Below are 14,061 nucleotides of genomic sequence, written 5' to 3'. Positions count from 1 at the left end.
CTGTCCAACCCGTCACCCGAACAAATTCTGGAGACGAAATGAATATGACGATTCTTGCCCTGGACTTGGGCACAACGACTGGCTGGGCCTTGATGGGTTCAGACGGTCAGATCATAAGCGGCAGCCAATCCTTCAAGCTCCAACGCTTTGAAGGTGGTGGCATGCGGTTCCTGAAATTCAAACGCTGGCTCACAGACGTCAAGCAATGCACCACAGGCATTGACCTGGTCGTGTTTGAAGAAGTACGCAGGCATGTGGGTGTGGATGCTGCCCATGCATACGGTGGCTTCATGGGACAACTGACCGCCTGGTGTGAGCACCATCAGATCCCCTACGAAGGCATCCCTGTGGGCACGATCAAAAAGCACGCGACCGGCAAAGGCAACGCAGGCAAGGACGAGATGATCGCAAGCGTTCAAACGCGTGGACATCAACCTGCAGACGACAACGAAGCAGACGCAATTGCACTGGCCTATCTGGCCCGCGATCGTCAGACGACACAGGAGGTGTGAGATGAAAGTCCCAGCACAACCGTATCGCTGCGCTCTTGGAAAAGTGCAGCCTGTCGTGACAGATCTGGATGCCGTCAAGCGTTCAGGCTGGCGTGAGCAACACATCCTGGTCGTGTCAGATCAAGACGAGCGACTGGACTTCCTCGAGCGTGAGTTCATCCGACGCATTGGTGAACGCCTCTATGGCCCAGGAGGCAAGCATGGCTAAGACGATCACCATCTGGACTGTTGACGATGTGGCCGCACGTTTTAGCGATGCAGCTCACACGTCATATCGCCTTCCACCCGTTCGGGTTCAGGGGTATGCCAGCCCTTGGATGAGCTTGGCCATGCAAGTGCCCAATCGCTATCCAGACCCCGAGCGTGTCTACCGTCCCATGCCACCCGGTCCTGAGGCTGTGGAACGCATGCTCGAGACCATGCGCTGGGTTCAGTGGTTGGAGGAAGAGCAACGCCATCTGGTGTGGATGCGCGCCAAGCGTTACGAGTGGCATCAAATCGGCAGACGCTTTGCTTGCGATCGCAACACGGCTGCCAGGCGTTGGAAGAAGGCAATGCAACTGGTGGCCGACAGGCTCAACGGGTCATTCAACTCATGCGCGGAAATTGGCGTGAATTGATTGGAATGGTGGCGTGTGTGGGTGCATCTGAGGCAATGAGCGACTTTACCCAGTGAAGCATTTGGGGCCATTTGAGCGTACATTTTCAGCTATGGTGTGGAAAGGAGTGCAGGCCACTCCCTCCATACAAATTTCTGGGTCCTTCCTTGCCAAATCCCTATGCGGGGGGCAAAGGCCCGAGATTTCGATAGCGACAGATTCAAAAACCGGGTTTGCAGTTCGCACCGGGTTTGCACCTCCCCAACACCCCCCAAGGAATTTATGACTCCCGAGATCAGAATGATCGCGGTGGATGCGCTCATCCCTTATGCGCGCAACGCCCGTACACACAGCGACGGCCAGGTGGCCCAGATCGCAGCATCCATTGCCGAGTTTGGTTTCACCAACCCGATCCTGTCGGATGGTGAGCGCGGCGTGATTGCTGGGCATGGCCGCTTGATGGCTGCCCGCAAGTTGGGGCTCACAGAAGTGCCCGTGATCGAGTTGGCCCACCTGACGCCCACCCAGAAGAAGGCCTACATCCTGGCCGACAACCGTATTGCCGAGAACGCAGGCTGGGATGAAGAGCTTCTGAAGTTGGAGCTGGCTGAGTTGCAGGCCGCCGAGTACGACCTCGACCTGATGGGTTTCAGCGATGAGGAAATCGACAAGCTGCTCAACGGCGATGAACAAAGCGATGGTCTGACCGACGAAGACGCAGTACCGGAAACCCCAGTAGAACCGACCTCAAAGCCGGGCGACCTGTGGATCCTCGGCAACCATCGCTTGCTTTGCGGCGACTCCACGGTCCTGACAGATGTGGAGCGCCTGATGGATGGCCAACTGGCAGACATGGCATTCACCGATCCACCCTACAACGTGGACTACGGCAACAGCGCCAAGGACAAGATGCGCGGCAAAGACCGACGCATCCTCAACGACGCCTTGGGCGACGGCTTCTACCAATTTCTCTATGACGCCTGCGTCAACCTGCTGGTGGTCACCAAGGGCGCGTGCTACGTCTGCATGAGTTCATCGGAGCTGCATACCTTGCAAAAGGCATGGCTCGATGCAGGCGGTAAGTGGTCGACCTTTGTGATCTGGGCAAAGAACACCTTCACGCTGGGTCGGGCTGATTACCAGCGTCAGTACGAGCCGATCTTGTACGGCTGGAAGCAGGGAACCGATCATTTCTGGTGTGGTGACCGAGACCAGGCGGATGTTTGGTTTTACAACAAGCCACGCGTCAACGATCTGCACCCGACCATGAAACCGGTCGAACTGGTTGAGCGGGCCATTCGCAATTCATCCAAGAGCCGCGATGTCGTTCTGGATCTGTTTGGCGGCTCCGGCACCACCTTGATTGCGTGTGAGAAGACGGGGCGTCAAGCTCGCTTGATTGAACTGGATCCGAAGTTCGTCGACGTAATCGTCAAACGCTGGGAGGATTACACCGGCAAGAAAGCCGTTCGAGAAAGCGGCGGCTCAGAGCTGGGGCAAGCGCCGCTGGCCTATGAGCAAGAAGCTGTGGATCAGGCGCAGTCCTGATCTATCCCGCTCTGAATTACAAATCCGGTTAGGTATGGCAGTCCCTTTGGGATGCCATGGCTGCGCTGGGTAGTGCGTCCTATCGTCCAGCTCATCCACTTCTCGATGGCCTTTGCAACGGCCTGGTGCATGTCAGGGTTGCTCAAAAGACCGTTTTGAACCGCATCGGCAAAGTGACGGCCATGGCGGCTGTCCAGAAATACACGGACGGATTCAAGCGGCTCACCGGTGGCCTTGGAGATTTCCGTCATCGCTATTGGCCATGCGATGCTGGCGTAGCCGCCCATCGTTCCCCAAAAGCCCCAGGACTCGTTTTCGGAGGCAGGAATTTTGAGCGGGTCTTTTCCTTGTGGTGTTTGCATGGCTCACCCCAATCGGGCAACGTAACGCGGGTAGTCCCCGCCAGATGGATCGATGAACAGATAGGGTCGACCGGGCGCGTGAACTTGGATGCAAAGGCGTCCTTGCCCTAGATAGCCGCCCTTGCCCTTGAGCCAGTCGCGCGACTTAAAGAGATTCATCGCGAATCCGTCGAACTCTTCGGGTTCCATCTCGCGGACCTCGGTGACGTAGACGATGTAATCGCCGCTGCCTGCGATGTCGTTGATGTCGCTGGGTTTGCGTCCGAAGGGTAAGCGGATGCTCAGCTCTTGAACCTCAATCTCCTGGCCGTCGAAATCCACGGTCAAGGGTTTGCATTCGATGTTGAGGGTGATGTTTTTCATGTGAACCTCAGGCAATGCGATAGGTGCGTTGTTGGCCATCGGTTTTCTCGGAAACGATGCTCAAACCGAGCTTCTTTTTCAGGGCTCCGGCCATGCAGCCCCTGACCGTGTGCTGTTGCCATCCGGTGGCCTGGACCATCTGCTCGAGCGTTGCCCCCTCCGGACGCTGGAGCAATTCGATCAGGGTGGCCTGCTTGGTGCCCTCTCGTTTGGAGGGTGTTGCCTTGGCTTCGATCGCAATGCCAAGGGCGCTGCGCCCTGTGTCTGTGATTGCAAATCGCGTGGTGCCGTCCTCGGCTTGGCTGTGGGCGGCAATGAGATTGGCGTTGGCCAGGGATGTCAAAACCTTAAGCCGCGCACCCCCTTTGAGATTGGCCGGAAAGTCGGCCAGCAAGTGCTCTGGATGCTGGGCCGCTGCGGTGAGCAGATTGGTTTGGGTCTCGGAGAGTTTCATGGTTTTTCCTTTAAAAAATGGTGATGTGATGAACGCTTCATTTCGCTCGCTTATCAAGCGATTTCTGAATCTTTTTTATTCCCCTGTTGCTTCTTCGTCTGTGCCTGCAGGCCAGCTTGATAAGCCGCTTGCAGAGCTGCCTCAATCCCCCAAACCGACACGTCGTGAAAGTCCAGCCGGTCCGAGTTCTGCGTCTGCAGCGTCTGGACAAAAAGGTGCTCGCGTGCGATCTGCTCCAAAAGGCAAGAAGGCGCGTTGATGGCGTTGGTGGTTTTCTTGTGGTTCATGCGGCGCTCCAAAAAACGTTGATTGATGACCGTATGAACGCTTCATTTCCGAACAACATCAAGTCAATTTCTTAGCCAGACTCTTTCACTTGGGTATGACCGATCGACTCTCAATTCGGGCCTATGCGCGCCACCGAGGGGTGTCCGATACGGCGGTGCGCAAGGCCATTGAGGCCGGGCGGATCACCCCCAACGCAGACGGCACGATCAATGCGGCGCAGGCCGACGCTCAATGGAGCAAAAACACAGACGCCGCGCAGCAGCGGGGCAAACACAAGCCCGTCTCCAATGAGGCGATTGCGGGAATACGGGAAACGCTGGGTGAATCAGCGGGTGCGTTTGAACCCAAAGGCGGTGGCACCACCTTGCTGCAGGCCAAGACCGCCAATGAGGTGCTCAAGGCGCAGACCAACAGGGTGCGACTGGCCCGCCTCAAGGGGGAACTTGTCAATCGTGATCAGGCCGTCGCACACGTTTTCAAGATGGCGCGCGCCGAGCGCGATGCCTGGTTGAACTGGCCTGCGCGGGTGGCTGCGCAGATGGCCGCTGACCTCAACGCCGATGGGCATACCTTGCATGTGCTGCTGGAAAAAGCCGTGCGCAATCACTTGATCGAACTGGGCGATTTGGCCGTTCGATTGGACTGAGCCCTGATTGGGGCTTGAGGCTTTACGGAATGCAGGAATGTGTTGGAACACTATGACGGATTTGATGCCATTGCTGAGGCGTGGCGCGAGGGGCTCACCCCCGACCCACTGCTGACCGTGTCTGAATGGGCTGATCAGTACCGAGTGCTTTCAGGAAAGTCGGCCTCGGAGCCGGGCAAGTGGCGAACCAATCGCACGCCCTATCTCAAAGAGATCATGGACTGTCTCTCACCGACGTCACCCGTCGAGCGGGTGGTGTTCATGAAAGGCGCGCAGGTCGGCGGCACGGAGTGCGGCAACAACTGGATTGGCTATGTGATCCATTTGGCCCCTGGTCCCATGATGGCTGTTGCGCCGACGGTCGAGATGGCCAAGCGCAACTCCAAGCAGCGGATTGATCCACTCATTGAAGAGAGCCCGACGCTCTCTAGCTTGATCGCCCCCGCAAGGGCGCGCGATTCAGGCAACACCATCCTGGGCAAAGAGTTCCGTGGTGGCGTTCTGGTGATGACGGGCGCAAACAGTGCCGTGGGTCTGCGCTCAATGCCAGTGCGCTATTTGTTTCTGGACGAAGTTGATGGCTACCCGGGTGACGTTGAAGGAGAAGGTGATGCGATTGCACTGGCTGAGGCTCGAACCCGAACCTTTGCACGCAGAAAAATTTTCATTGTCTCGACGCCAACAATTTCTGGATCGTCACGCATCGAGCGCGAGTACGAACAAACAGACCAGCGACAGTTCATGGTCCCGTGCCCGCACTGCGAGTACGAACAAGTCCTGACCTTCGAACAACTGATTTGGGAAAAAGGACTGCCCGAGACAGCGCACTACAAATGTGAGTCGTGCGAGCAGCCCATCTACGAATACCAAAAGACCGAGATGCTCGAACGGGGACGGTGGCAGTCATCGTTTCCGGACTACGTGGGCAAAACGGTGGGGTTTCACTTGTCCAGTCTGTACAGCCCGGTGGGTTGGCGCAGTTGGGCCGACATCGCCGCAGCCTGGGAAGCGGCGCAAGGATCTGCAACTGCCTTGAAAGCATTCAAAAACACAGAGCTGGGCGAGACCTGGGTCGAGCAAGGTGAAACCCCTGAATGGGAGCGTTTGCTCGAGCGCCGTGAGGACTATCGGATCGGCACCGTCCCACTGGGGGCGGCTTTGCTATGCGCCGGGGTGGACGTTCAGAAGGACCGCATTGAGGTTTCTGTCTGGGCATTCGGTCGGGGCAAAGAAGCCTGGTTGGTGGAGCACCGTGTGCTGGCAGGCGACACCTCCCGCGAGACGGTCTGGCAGCGACTGCGCGAAATGCTCGATGAGTCGTGGACGCATGCGTCTGGGGTGCAGTTGCGCCTCTCGCGCATCGGTTTGGACACTGGTTTTGCCACGCAAGAGGCCTATGCCTTCGTGCGCAAGTTGCGTGACTCCAGGTTGCTGCCCATGAAGGGCGTGGCCCGGGGCGCTGCTTTGGTCGGATTGCCGACGGCGGTGGACATGACCGTAGGTGGCAAGAAGCTGCGCCGGGGTGTTCGGGTCTATTCGGTGGTGGGTGGCATTGCCAAGCTGGAGTTCTACAACCACCTGCGCAAGACCCTGGAGGTGACTGAAGATGGCGAGATTCTGTATCCCGCTGGGTACATCCATTTGCCCAAGGTCGATGCCGAGTTTGTGCAGCAGTTGTGCTCAGAGCAGTTGGTCACGCGCCGGGACCGTAATGGTTATCCGGTGCGTGAGTGGCAAAAAATCCGCGAACGCAACGAAGCACTTGATTGCTACGTCTACGCACGGGCCGCCGCGAGCCTCGCTGGCCTGGACCGATATGAGGAGCGTCATTGGCGCGAATTGGAAAAGCCGCTGGGCATGGCAGGACCACCCGAAGAAGCCCAATCAACCAAGCAAGAAGCCACCCCCAGCGGTGGCTTCGTTGTTTCTAAAGGACCACAACGCGGCAGGCGCTTGATTCGCAGCCGGTGGATGAACTGATGACGACCTATACCCTTGAACATGCCCAAGCGCTGCGAGAAGCCATTGCCAGTGGCGAGCATCGGGTGACTTACGACGGCAAGACCATCGAGTACCGCACGGTCTCCGATCTCAAACTGGCCTTGGCCGAAGTGGAGGCAGCGCTGGCATCCGACAGTGGCAAAACCAAGACCCGGCAAATCCGTGTCACCACGACCAAAGGGTTCTGAGATGGCCTTTTGGAAAAAACTCACGGCCTATGTGGGCTGGAATTCCGTTCATGAGGCAGCTGGCTCAGGTCGCAGGTCTCGTGTCTGGAATCCTGGTGATCCAGGAGCTGTCTCGGCGATGCTGGCCACGGGCAACCAACTGCGGGTCAAGTCTCGGGACCTGGTGCGCAGAAACGCCTGGGCGGCCAACGCGGTCGACAGCTTTGTCTCCAATGCCATCGGCACGGGGATCAAGCCGCAATCCTTGGTGGATGACCCTAAGTTCCGGGAGAATGTTCATGCGCTGTGGTGGCAGTGGGTGGAGGAAGCAGACAGCAACAACCTCACCGATTTCTACGGCCTGCAGTCACTTGCTTGCCGGGCGATGGTCGAAGGCGGCGAATGCCTGATCCGCATCCGCAATCGGCGGCTAGAGGATGGCCTGAGTGTGCCGATCCAGTTGCAGATTCTGGAGCCTGAGCACCTGCCTTTGAGCCTGAACACGATCAGTGCATCGGGCAACCCGATCCGCAGCGGCATCGAGTTTGATGCACTTGGCCGTCGGGTGGCCTATCACCTGTACCGCGAGCATCCGGGTGACCCGAGCTTGACGGTCAATGGCAACGACCTGGTGCCCATCCCCGCTGAGGAGATCGTCCACCTGTTTCGCCCCCTGCGACCTGGACAGATTCGCGGCGAGCCCTGGCTGTCGCGGGCCTTGGTCAAGCTCAATGAGCTCGACCAGTACGACGACGCAGAGCTGGTTCGCAAAAAGACGGCGGCCATGTTCGCTGGCTTCATCACGCGCCAGTCGCCTGAAGACCAATTGCTGGGAGAGGGCGAAGCTGACGAGTTTGGCGTGGCCATGACGGGGTTGGAGCCGGGCACCTTGCAAGTCCTGGAGCCTGGTGAGGATGTGAAGTTCTCCGATCCGGCGGATGTTGGTGGCTCGTATGCGGAATTTCTACGAGTGCAGTTTCGTGCAGTCGCGGTGGCCATGGGCATCACCTACGAACAGTTGACGGGCGATCTGTCGGGCGTGAACTACTCGTCGATCCGTGCCGGTCTCCTGGAGTTCCGTCGCCGATGTGAAGCCATCCAGCATGGCGTGATCGTGCATCAGATGTGCCGCCCGATCTGGCGTGCATGGATGGATGCGGCAGTGCTCAGTGGCGCACTGACTGCGCAGGGGTATGCCAAGAGCCGTCAGTCCGCCAGAGCATGGCAGGCGGCGAAATGGATACCGCAAGGCTGGCAGTGGGTGGATCCCGAGAAGGAATTCAAAGCCCTCCAGCTGGCCATTCGCTCCGGTTTGATGAGCCGGTCTGAGGCCATCTCTTCCTTTGGCTACGACGCGGAAACGATCGACAAAGAGATCGCGGCAGATAACGCACGAGCTGATGCTCTGGGGCTCGTTTTGGATACGGACCCCAGACAAGTGGCCCGCAATGGTGCGACCAACTCGGCTGCTCCCTCGCTCCCACCTGACTCACCAAGCGCGCCCTTGGTGGATCAGCAAACCTGAAACCAGAGGACTTATGAACCACATCTCGTCGATGCCACATTTGGCATCGCGAATCTTTGGCACGCCCCTGCTGATTCACCCCAGAAAACTGGATGTGATTCTCTCGGTGCTTGGCCCCCGTTTGGGAGTGGCCATGTCAGACGATTCGCAACAACTCATCAAGCACTTGGCTGCGCAGGCCCCGCCTGCCAATCCAACCTCGTTGACATCGAACATCGCAGTCATCAGCGTGTCCGGCACCTTGGTGCGGCGAGCGGCAGCGGTCGATGCGGCTTCGGGTCTGACCAGTTACGCGGCCATCAGCGCGCAGCTTGCGCAGGCGGTTCGGGATCCTGCAGTCAATGCGATCTTGCTGGACATTGACTCACCAGGCGGTGAAGCTGGCGGTGCGTTTGATCTGGCAGACCAGATCGTGGCGGCTCGGCAGATCAAACCCATCTGGGCCGTTGCCAACGACGACGCGTTCTCCGCAGCGTATGCCATCGCCAGCGCAGCCACCCGGGTCTATGTCACCCGAACCGGTGGTGTGGGCTCTGTTGGCGTGATCGCACTGCATGTGGATCAGTCCCAGCGGGACGCCATGAACGGACTTCGCTACACGGCGGTGTATGCCGGGGACCGCAAGAACGACATGTCGCCCCATGCACCTTTGTCCACCGATGCGGCGCAAGCCCTGCAGGCCGAAGTGGACCGGCTGTATGGCCTGTTTGTGTCGACGGTCGCAGTCAACCGAAACCTTTCAGCGCAAGACGTTCAAGACACCGAAGCCGGGCTGTATTTCGCACAAGACGCGATTGATGCCGGTCTGGCCGATGTGGTCGGGACGCTTGACGACGCACTGATCGCTCTGAGTGAAGAGCTCCAAATGAAAACGACATCCATCGCGCGAATTCAAGGTTCGGGCCGCGAGATGGGGATCTCCACGCCCGGGCCGTCCATGAAAAGGAGCGTTTGCATGCAAAACGATGCAACCCAAACTGCCGATGGGCAGACCAACCAAGAAGAGCAACACCAACCAGCCGACCAGACAGGTACTGGGCCTGCAAAAGATGGCGATGCCGCGCAAAGCACGGGTGATCAACCCGGCGCTCAGGTGCAAGCCAGTGCCGCAGCTCAAGGCCACGACATCAAGGCGGCCAGTGCCCAGGTGCTGGCCATTGCCGAGATGTGTCTTCTGGCGGGCAAGTCCGAGATGACGGCGGCCCTGATCGAGCGTGGTGTCTCAGTTGACCAAGCACGCAAGGAGCTGTTGGCGGCCAAGGCCTCTGGCTCTCCCGAAATCTCCAGCCGCATCTTGCCCGAGGCAGGAACCCAAACCCAAGCCAAGCCCGAAGACAGCCCCGTCGTTCGTGCGGCGCAGCAGCGCGCTCAAAAGCAGCGTGACGCAGCGCACGTCACCCACCGTTAATAGGAGAACCTGATGACTGCCATTACCAATGACCTCACCTTGGGCGACCTGCTCAAGTACGAAGAGGAAAACCTGTATTCCCGTGACCAGGTCACGGTGCTTTCTGGACAAAACCTCAAGCTCGGTGCCGTGATTGGCCGAGTCAGTGCGACCCAAAAGGTCAAAGCACTCGACCCTTCTGCAACCGACGGTTCCGAGGTCGCGGCTGGCGTGGTGCTGCAAAGCATCGATGCCAGTGCCGCAGAAAAAACCAATGGCCTGATTGTTTCGCGTCAAGCCATCGTGGCCGATCACGCGCTCATCTGGCCTGCTGCCATCACCACGGAAGAAAAAACCGCAGCCATCGCTCAGCTCGAAGCGATCGGCGTCCTCGTTCGCCAAGGAGTCTAAGCAATGAACAATCCTTTCCAGTCCCCTGCGTTTTCGATGACGGCGCTCACCGCTGCCATCAACATCCTGCCCAACCAGTTCGGCAAGCTCGATCAGATCAACCTGATGCCTGCTCGCCCTGTGCGCTTTCGCCAGATCGCTGTGGAAGAGCGCAACGGCGTTCTGAATTTGCTGCCCACGCTTCCTGTCGGTGCCCCTGGCACGGTGGGCAAGCGCGGTCGCCGCACGCTGCGCTCGTTCATCATCCCGCACATTCCGCACGACGATGTGGTGCTGCCCGAAGAGGTGCAAGGCCTGCGTGCCTTTGGTTCTGAAACCGACACCGAAACCATCGCGAATGTGATGGCCGAGCATCTGCAGTCGATGCGCAACAAGCACGCCATCACGCTGGAGCATTTGCGCATGGGCGCACTTAAGGGCGTGATCCTGGATGCGGACGGTTCGGTCCTCTACAACCTCTTCGATGAGTTCGGCATTGAGCCCAAGGAGTTCAACTTCGCGCTCAACAACGAAAAAACGGACGTGAAAAAGAAGTGCCTGGATCTCAAGCGCTACCTTGAGCTCAACCTCAAGGGCGAATACATGACGGGTGTTCGCGTGCTGGTCTCTCCGGAGTTCTTCGATCTTCTGACAGCTCACCCCAATGTGGTCAAGGCATATCAGTGGTACCAGGAGAGTCTGGCGCTGCGTGCAGACCAACGCACTGGTTTCACCTTTGCGGGCGTCACCTTCGAGGAGTATCTGGGCCAAGCATCCGATGTGGATGGCAATGTGCGCAAGTTCATCGCTTCTGGCGAAGGCCATGCTTTCCCCGAAGGCACGGTGGACACCTTTGCCACGTACTTCGCACCGGCTGACTTCAATGAGACGGTCAATACGCTGGGCCAGCCCCTGTACGCCAAGCAAGAGCCTCGTGAATTTGGTCGCGGCACGGATCTGCACACGCAGAGCAATCCGCTGCCGATGTGCCATCGCCCTGGGCTCTTGGTCAAGCTCCTGGCCAGCTGATGCCACGCGATCCGTTTGCCTTGGGTGTCAAACGGCTGTTCGCAAGTTTGGGCTCCCCGGCGCAGTACTGCACTGTGGCTGGGGAGACCATCGAACTCAAGGTCATCAGCAAGGCACCGGATTCGGTACAGGAATTCGGCCAGTCACATCTGGCGGTGACCTCGTACCGGTTTGACTTGCAAGCGGCCGATGTCGCCCAGCCTCAAGAGGGCGATCGCCTGACGTGGCGGGGTGTCATCTACGTCATTCAAGGCGATGCGCTGGTCGACCGTGATCGTTTGATCTGGACGGTGAGCGCCTACCCCTTGCATGACTATCCAGCGACAGCGAGGTCAGCATGAGCGTGCGACTACTGGCTGCCCTGCAGGGCGATCTCTCCAAAATGATGGCGCAGGAACTTAACTCGGCGCGGGTGGCAGTGACCATTGGCGTGCGAGAGGCGACGCAAGGACTCAAGAGTGAATTGCGCTCGCAAATCGAAGGCTCTGGTCTGGGCGCGCGTCTGGCCAATACCTGGCGTGACGAGGTGTACCCGAAGGGACGCCCCAGCTTGGGCTCGGCGGGTCTTGTGTACAGCCGCGCACCTGTTGTCGTTGCGGCGCACGACCAAGGTGCGTTGATCCGTTCGAAGAACGGGTTTTGGCTCGCTATCCCGCTCCCTGCAGCAGGCACTGGACCACGTGGCAAACGCATGACGCCCGGTCTGTGGGAGCGCATGCGCGGTCAACGACTGCGCTTTGTGTATCGCTCGGGCAAGCCGTCGCTGCTGGTGGCAGACAACTTGCGGGCCAAAACAGGCAAGCGCGGTGGCTTCGCGGCGGCATCGGCTTCCGCTCAGAAATCAGGACGGGGGCTGACCACAGTCCCTATTTTCTTGCTGGTACCGCAAGCCCAACTCAAGAAGAAATTTGATATCGCCAGTGCCGCCCAGCGGTGGCAAGACAGGCTGATGGTGTTGGTCACGCAGTCGTGGCCAGAAGAAAGTTCGGACACATGAAATGACGATCAAAACCAGCCAACGAGAAGCGGCGCTGGGGGCTTTGTTCACGCTGTTGGACGGGCTGCCCTTGCAGCCCAATGCCATACGGAGAAATTCATCCCTGCCAGAGCGGCTCAGCGAGCACGCCATGGTGTTCCTTCGCGATGGAGACATGACCCAGGTCGATGTCACCTTGTCACCTGTGACCTATTTGTGGGAGCACGCGGCAAGCATCGAAATCTATGTCGCGCACCCCGAGGCATCTGCCAGAGACGCGCGCATGGATGAGTTGCTTCAGGCGCTGGGCACCCTGATCTTGGCCGATCCGACCTTGGCAGGGCAGATCGACCACGCCGAAGTGATGCCACCCAAATTTGAAGACGTCACACCCGAAGGGTCTGTGGGCATCAAGGCCTGCACGCTCGACGTGGTGATGCATTACGCGAGCAGCCATCCCTTGGCCTGATCGCCTTACAAACTTTAACAACCTGGAGATTCACCATGGCTCGTGCATATGGCGCGAACGCCAGCCTATTGGCTGCGTTTGAACCCACCTATGGCAACACACCGACCGGAGACTTTGGAAAGATTCCATTTGTTTCCACCACCTTGGGCTCAGAGCAAGGCCTGATTGCTAACGATCTGATTGGCCTGGGTCGAGACCCGAGTGCGCCCATCCGTGACGTGATCAAAGTCGAGGGTGACATCGTCATTCCCATCGACCTGCGCAACATCGGCATGTGGCTTAAAGCGCTGCTGGGCAGTCCAATGAGCCTGGGAGACAACGCGCACACCCACACCTTCGTTTCTGGCAACTCAGGTCTGCCTAGCCTATCACTGGAGACGGGACTGCCGGACATTCCAGCGTACTTCTTGGCATCGGGTGTGATGGCCAACTCATTGCAGGTGAAGTTCGCGCGCTCTGGCGCAGCGGATGCCACCTTGGGCCTGATTGCCCAAGGCGAAGTCAAGCGAACCGCCAGCGCAGACGCGACGCCCACGACCTTGCCGATCACTCGCTTTAATCAGTTCCAGGGTTCGATCAAAAAGAATGGCCAGGCCCTGGGCAACGTGGTCGCGGCGCAGTTGACCTATTCGAACAATCTGGCGCGCATCGAAACGATTCGCTCCGACGGAAAAATCGAAGGAGCCGACCCCACAGTGGCCAGCCTGACGGGCAATTTGGAGGTGCGGTTTGCGGATACGGAATTGATCGACGCCGCGACCAACAACACCCCGCTGGAGTTGACCTTCAGCTATGTCATTGACGCCACCAAGAGCCTGACCTTCATCGCGCATGAGGTCTATTTGCCCAAGCCCAAGCTCTCGATCTCTGGCCCCGGTGGCATTCAGGCCACCTTTGACTGGCAGGCTGCCAAGAACACCGCAGCCGGTCACATGCTGACCGTGCAACTCGTCAATGACGTGGTTGCGTACTGAACCTAAGAGGCAAACATGCTCAAACTCAATCTCAAACGTGAGCCTTATTGGCTCGACCTGGTCCAAGGCGTGCGCATCAAAGTCAAGCCTGCGACCACTGCGTTGGTCATGGCAGCTCGCCATGCTGCAGCTCTGATCGATGGCAAAGACCACGCGGCAGCCGGAGCGCGCACCGCCACCCTGATCACCGAGTTGGCCAAGGCTGCCATCTTGGCTTGGGAGGGTGTGGGTGACGACAAAGGCAAAGCCGCAGCCGTCACGCCGGACGGCATTTCTGCGCTCATGGAGCTGTGGCCTGTGGCCGATGCCTTCGAGCGTGAATACCTGGCTGCACTCTATCTTTTGGATGCCGAAAAAAACGGCTGAAGGCC

At 58.7% G+C, this 14,061-nt stretch carries 20 protein-coding genes; 16 read left to right on the top strand and 4 right to left on the bottom strand.

Annotation, left to right across the window (positions count from 1 at the left end; genetic code table 11):
• Window positions 1–38 precede the first annotated feature (38 nt).
• From ACZ5RG_RS12415 to ACZ5RG_RS12400, 4 genes are all read left to right on the top strand, one after another.
• Window positions 39–512, top strand: a complete 474-nt coding sequence (locus ACZ5RG_RS12415) for a crossover junction endodeoxyribonuclease RuvC (protein ID WP_464447225.1) — start codon at window positions 39–41, stop codon at window positions 510–512.
• Between the two features lies 1 nt (window position 513).
• Window positions 514–720 (top strand): hypothetical protein, encoded by a 207-nt coding sequence (locus ACZ5RG_RS12410; RefSeq protein ID WP_108418337.1) that lies wholly within the window; start codon window positions 514–516, stop codon window positions 718–720.
• Window positions 713–1,132, top strand: a complete 420-nt coding sequence (locus tag ACZ5RG_RS12405) for a DUF6362 family protein (protein ID WP_313881901.1) — start codon at window positions 713–715, stop codon at window positions 1,130–1,132. Before ACZ5RG_RS12410 ends, ACZ5RG_RS12405 begins: the two co-directional genes overlap by 8 nt.
• Before the next feature lie 261 nt (window positions 1,133–1,393).
• Window positions 1,394–2,659 carry a site-specific DNA-methyltransferase gene (locus ACZ5RG_RS12400; protein WP_464447224.1) on the top strand — a complete coding sequence of 422 codons (1,266 nt, stop codon included), beginning with the start codon at window positions 1,394–1,396 and terminating at the stop codon, window positions 2,657–2,659.
• On the opposite strand, the gene ACZ5RG_RS12395 is transcribed toward ACZ5RG_RS12400, so the two are convergent.
• Genes ACZ5RG_RS12395 through ACZ5RG_RS12380 form a run of 4 tightly spaced genes read right to left on the bottom strand, consistent with a single transcriptional unit; the run spans window position 2,644 to window position 4,125 of the window.
• Window positions 2,644–3,021, bottom strand: coding sequence for a hypothetical protein (locus ACZ5RG_RS12395; protein ID WP_464447223.1), 378 nt, complete (start codon window positions 3,019–3,021; stop codon window positions 2,644–2,646). The genes ACZ5RG_RS12400 and ACZ5RG_RS12395 overlap by 16 nt on opposite strands.
• Window positions 3,022–3,024: 3 nt before the next feature.
• Window positions 3,025–3,384 (bottom strand): hypothetical protein, encoded by a 360-nt coding sequence (locus tag ACZ5RG_RS12390; protein ID WP_422169423.1) that lies wholly within the window; start codon window positions 3,382–3,384, stop codon window positions 3,025–3,027.
• A 7-nt stretch (window positions 3,385–3,391) separates the two neighbouring features.
• Complete coding sequence (locus ACZ5RG_RS12385; RefSeq protein ID WP_464447222.1) at window positions 3,392–3,838, bottom strand: DUF3489 domain-containing protein; 447 nt, start codon at window positions 3,836–3,838, stop codon at window positions 3,392–3,394.
• Between the two features lie 53 nt (window positions 3,839–3,891).
• The gene (locus ACZ5RG_RS12380) at window positions 3,892–4,125 is read right to left on the bottom strand and encodes a DUF6900 domain-containing protein (RefSeq protein ID WP_464447221.1); all 234 of its coding nucleotides are present in this window, start codon (window positions 4,123–4,125) and stop codon (window positions 3,892–3,894) included.
• Between the two features lie 95 nt (window positions 4,126–4,220).
• On the opposite strand from ACZ5RG_RS12380, the gene ACZ5RG_RS12375 reads away from it, so the two are divergent.
• The 12 genes from ACZ5RG_RS12375 to ACZ5RG_RS12320 are packed head-to-tail and all read left to right on the top strand — an operon-like array spanning window position 4,221 to window position 14,056.
• Window positions 4,221–4,772: an elements of external origin gene (locus tag ACZ5RG_RS12375; RefSeq protein ID WP_108401946.1), complete on the top strand. Its 552-nt coding sequence runs from the start codon at window positions 4,221–4,223 to the stop codon at window positions 4,770–4,772.
• A gap of 42 nt (window positions 4,773–4,814) precedes the next feature.
• Window positions 4,815–6,752: a phage terminase large subunit family protein gene (locus tag ACZ5RG_RS12370; protein WP_464448208.1), complete on the top strand. Its 1,938-nt coding sequence runs from the start codon at window positions 4,815–4,817 to the stop codon at window positions 6,750–6,752.
• Window positions 6,752–6,961, top strand: coding sequence for a phage head-tail joining protein (locus tag ACZ5RG_RS12365; RefSeq protein ID WP_464447220.1), 210 nt, complete (start codon window positions 6,752–6,754; stop codon window positions 6,959–6,961). Before ACZ5RG_RS12370 ends, ACZ5RG_RS12365 begins: the two co-directional genes overlap by 1 nt.
• A 1-nt stretch (window position 6,962) precedes the next feature.
• The gene (locus ACZ5RG_RS12360; protein ID WP_464447219.1) at window positions 6,963–8,465 is read left to right on the top strand and encodes a phage portal protein; all 1,503 of its coding nucleotides are present in this window, start codon (window positions 6,963–6,965) and stop codon (window positions 8,463–8,465) included.
• A gap of 31 nt (window positions 8,466–8,496) precedes the next feature.
• A complete protein-coding gene (locus tag ACZ5RG_RS12355; RefSeq protein ID WP_464448207.1) occupies window positions 8,497–9,873 on the top strand; it encodes a S49 family peptidase in 1,377 nt (458 codons plus the stop codon).
• A 12-nt stretch (window positions 9,874–9,885) separates the two neighbouring features.
• Window positions 9,886–10,263 (top strand): head decoration protein, encoded by a 378-nt coding sequence (locus ACZ5RG_RS12350; RefSeq protein ID WP_464447218.1) that lies wholly within the window; start codon window positions 9,886–9,888, stop codon window positions 10,261–10,263.
• Between the two features lie 3 nt (window positions 10,264–10,266).
• Complete coding sequence (locus tag ACZ5RG_RS12345) at window positions 10,267–11,271, top strand: major capsid protein (RefSeq protein ID WP_108401942.1); 1,005 nt, start codon at window positions 10,267–10,269, stop codon at window positions 11,269–11,271.
• Window positions 11,271–11,612 carry a head-tail joining protein gene (locus ACZ5RG_RS12340; RefSeq protein ID WP_464447217.1) on the top strand — a complete coding sequence of 114 codons (342 nt, stop codon included), beginning with the start codon at window positions 11,271–11,273 and terminating at the stop codon, window positions 11,610–11,612. The genes ACZ5RG_RS12345 and ACZ5RG_RS12340 overlap by 1 nt, the downstream gene beginning before the upstream one ends.
• Window positions 11,609–12,268, top strand: coding sequence for a DUF6441 family protein (locus ACZ5RG_RS12335; protein ID WP_464447216.1), 660 nt, complete (start codon window positions 11,609–11,611; stop codon window positions 12,266–12,268). Before ACZ5RG_RS12340 ends, ACZ5RG_RS12335 begins: the two co-directional genes overlap by 4 nt.
• 1 nt (window position 12,269) lies before the next feature.
• Window positions 12,270–12,716, top strand: a complete 447-nt coding sequence (locus ACZ5RG_RS12330; RefSeq protein ID WP_464447215.1) for a hypothetical protein — start codon at window positions 12,270–12,272, stop codon at window positions 12,714–12,716.
• 35 nt (window positions 12,717–12,751) lie between these two features.
• Window positions 12,752–13,690 (top strand): phage tail tube protein, encoded by a 939-nt coding sequence (locus ACZ5RG_RS12325; RefSeq protein WP_464447214.1) that lies wholly within the window; start codon window positions 12,752–12,754, stop codon window positions 13,688–13,690.
• A 15-nt stretch (window positions 13,691–13,705) separates the two neighbouring features.
• Entirely contained in the window at window positions 13,706–14,056 is a 351-nt protein-coding gene (locus ACZ5RG_RS12320) for a hypothetical protein (RefSeq protein WP_215347841.1), read from the top strand.
• Window positions 14,057–14,061: the final 5 nt, after the last annotated feature.

The sequence above is a fragment of the Limnohabitans sp. TEGF005 genome, from assembly GCF_055394835.1.
Note: the sequence above shows the minus strand (reverse complement) of the source record. Positions and strands in the feature narration are given on the sequence as shown.

Coding starts and splice junctions, on each gene's coding strand:
- ACZ5RG_RS12360 (WP_464447219.1), top strand. CDS start 6,963: ATGGCCTTTTGGAAAAAACTCACGGCCTATGTGGGCTGGAATTCCGTT.
- ACZ5RG_RS12385 (WP_464447222.1), bottom strand. CDS start 3,838: ATGAAACTCTCCGAGACCCAAACCAATCTGCTCACCGCAGCGGCCCAG.
- ACZ5RG_RS12375 (WP_108401946.1), top strand. CDS start 4,221: ATGACCGATCGACTCTCAATTCGGGCCTATGCGCGCCACCGAGGGGTG.
- ACZ5RG_RS12350 (WP_464447218.1), top strand. CDS start 9,886: ATGACTGCCATTACCAATGACCTCACCTTGGGCGACCTGCTCAAGTAC.
- ACZ5RG_RS12345 (WP_108401942.1), top strand. CDS start 10,267: ATGAACAATCCTTTCCAGTCCCCTGCGTTTTCGATGACGGCGCTCACC.
- ACZ5RG_RS12325 (WP_464447214.1), top strand. CDS start 12,752: ATGGCTCGTGCATATGGCGCGAACGCCAGCCTATTGGCTGCGTTTGAA.
- ACZ5RG_RS12340 (WP_464447217.1), top strand. CDS start 11,271: ATGCCACGCGATCCGTTTGCCTTGGGTGTCAAACGGCTGTTCGCAAGT.
- ACZ5RG_RS12395 (WP_464447223.1), bottom strand. CDS start 3,021: ATGCAAACACCACAAGGAAAAGACCCGCTCAAAATTCCTGCCTCCGAA.
- ACZ5RG_RS12355 (WP_464448207.1), top strand. CDS start 8,497: ATGCCACATTTGGCATCGCGAATCTTTGGCACGCCCCTGCTGATTCAC.
- ACZ5RG_RS12330 (WP_464447215.1), top strand. CDS start 12,270: ATGACGATCAAAACCAGCCAACGAGAAGCGGCGCTGGGGGCTTTGTTC.
- ACZ5RG_RS12410 (WP_108418337.1), top strand. CDS start 514: ATGAAAGTCCCAGCACAACCGTATCGCTGCGCTCTTGGAAAAGTGCAG.
- ACZ5RG_RS12390 (WP_422169423.1), bottom strand. CDS start 3,384: ATGAAAAACATCACCCTCAACATCGAATGCAAACCCTTGACCGTGGAT.
- ACZ5RG_RS12380 (WP_464447221.1), bottom strand. CDS start 4,125: ATGAACCACAAGAAAACCACCAACGCCATCAACGCGCCTTCTTGCCTT.
- ACZ5RG_RS12405 (WP_313881901.1), top strand. CDS start 713: ATGGCTAAGACGATCACCATCTGGACTGTTGACGATGTGGCCGCACGT.
- ACZ5RG_RS12365 (WP_464447220.1), top strand. CDS start 6,752: ATGACGACCTATACCCTTGAACATGCCCAAGCGCTGCGAGAAGCCATT.
- ACZ5RG_RS12320 (WP_215347841.1), top strand. CDS start 13,706: ATGCTCAAACTCAATCTCAAACGTGAGCCTTATTGGCTCGACCTGGTC.
- ACZ5RG_RS12415 (WP_464447225.1), top strand. CDS start 39: ATGAATATGACGATTCTTGCCCTGGACTTGGGCACAACGACTGGCTGG.
- ACZ5RG_RS12335 (WP_464447216.1), top strand. CDS start 11,609: ATGAGCGTGCGACTACTGGCTGCCCTGCAGGGCGATCTCTCCAAAATG.
- ACZ5RG_RS12400 (WP_464447224.1), top strand. CDS start 1,394: ATGACTCCCGAGATCAGAATGATCGCGGTGGATGCGCTCATCCCTTAT.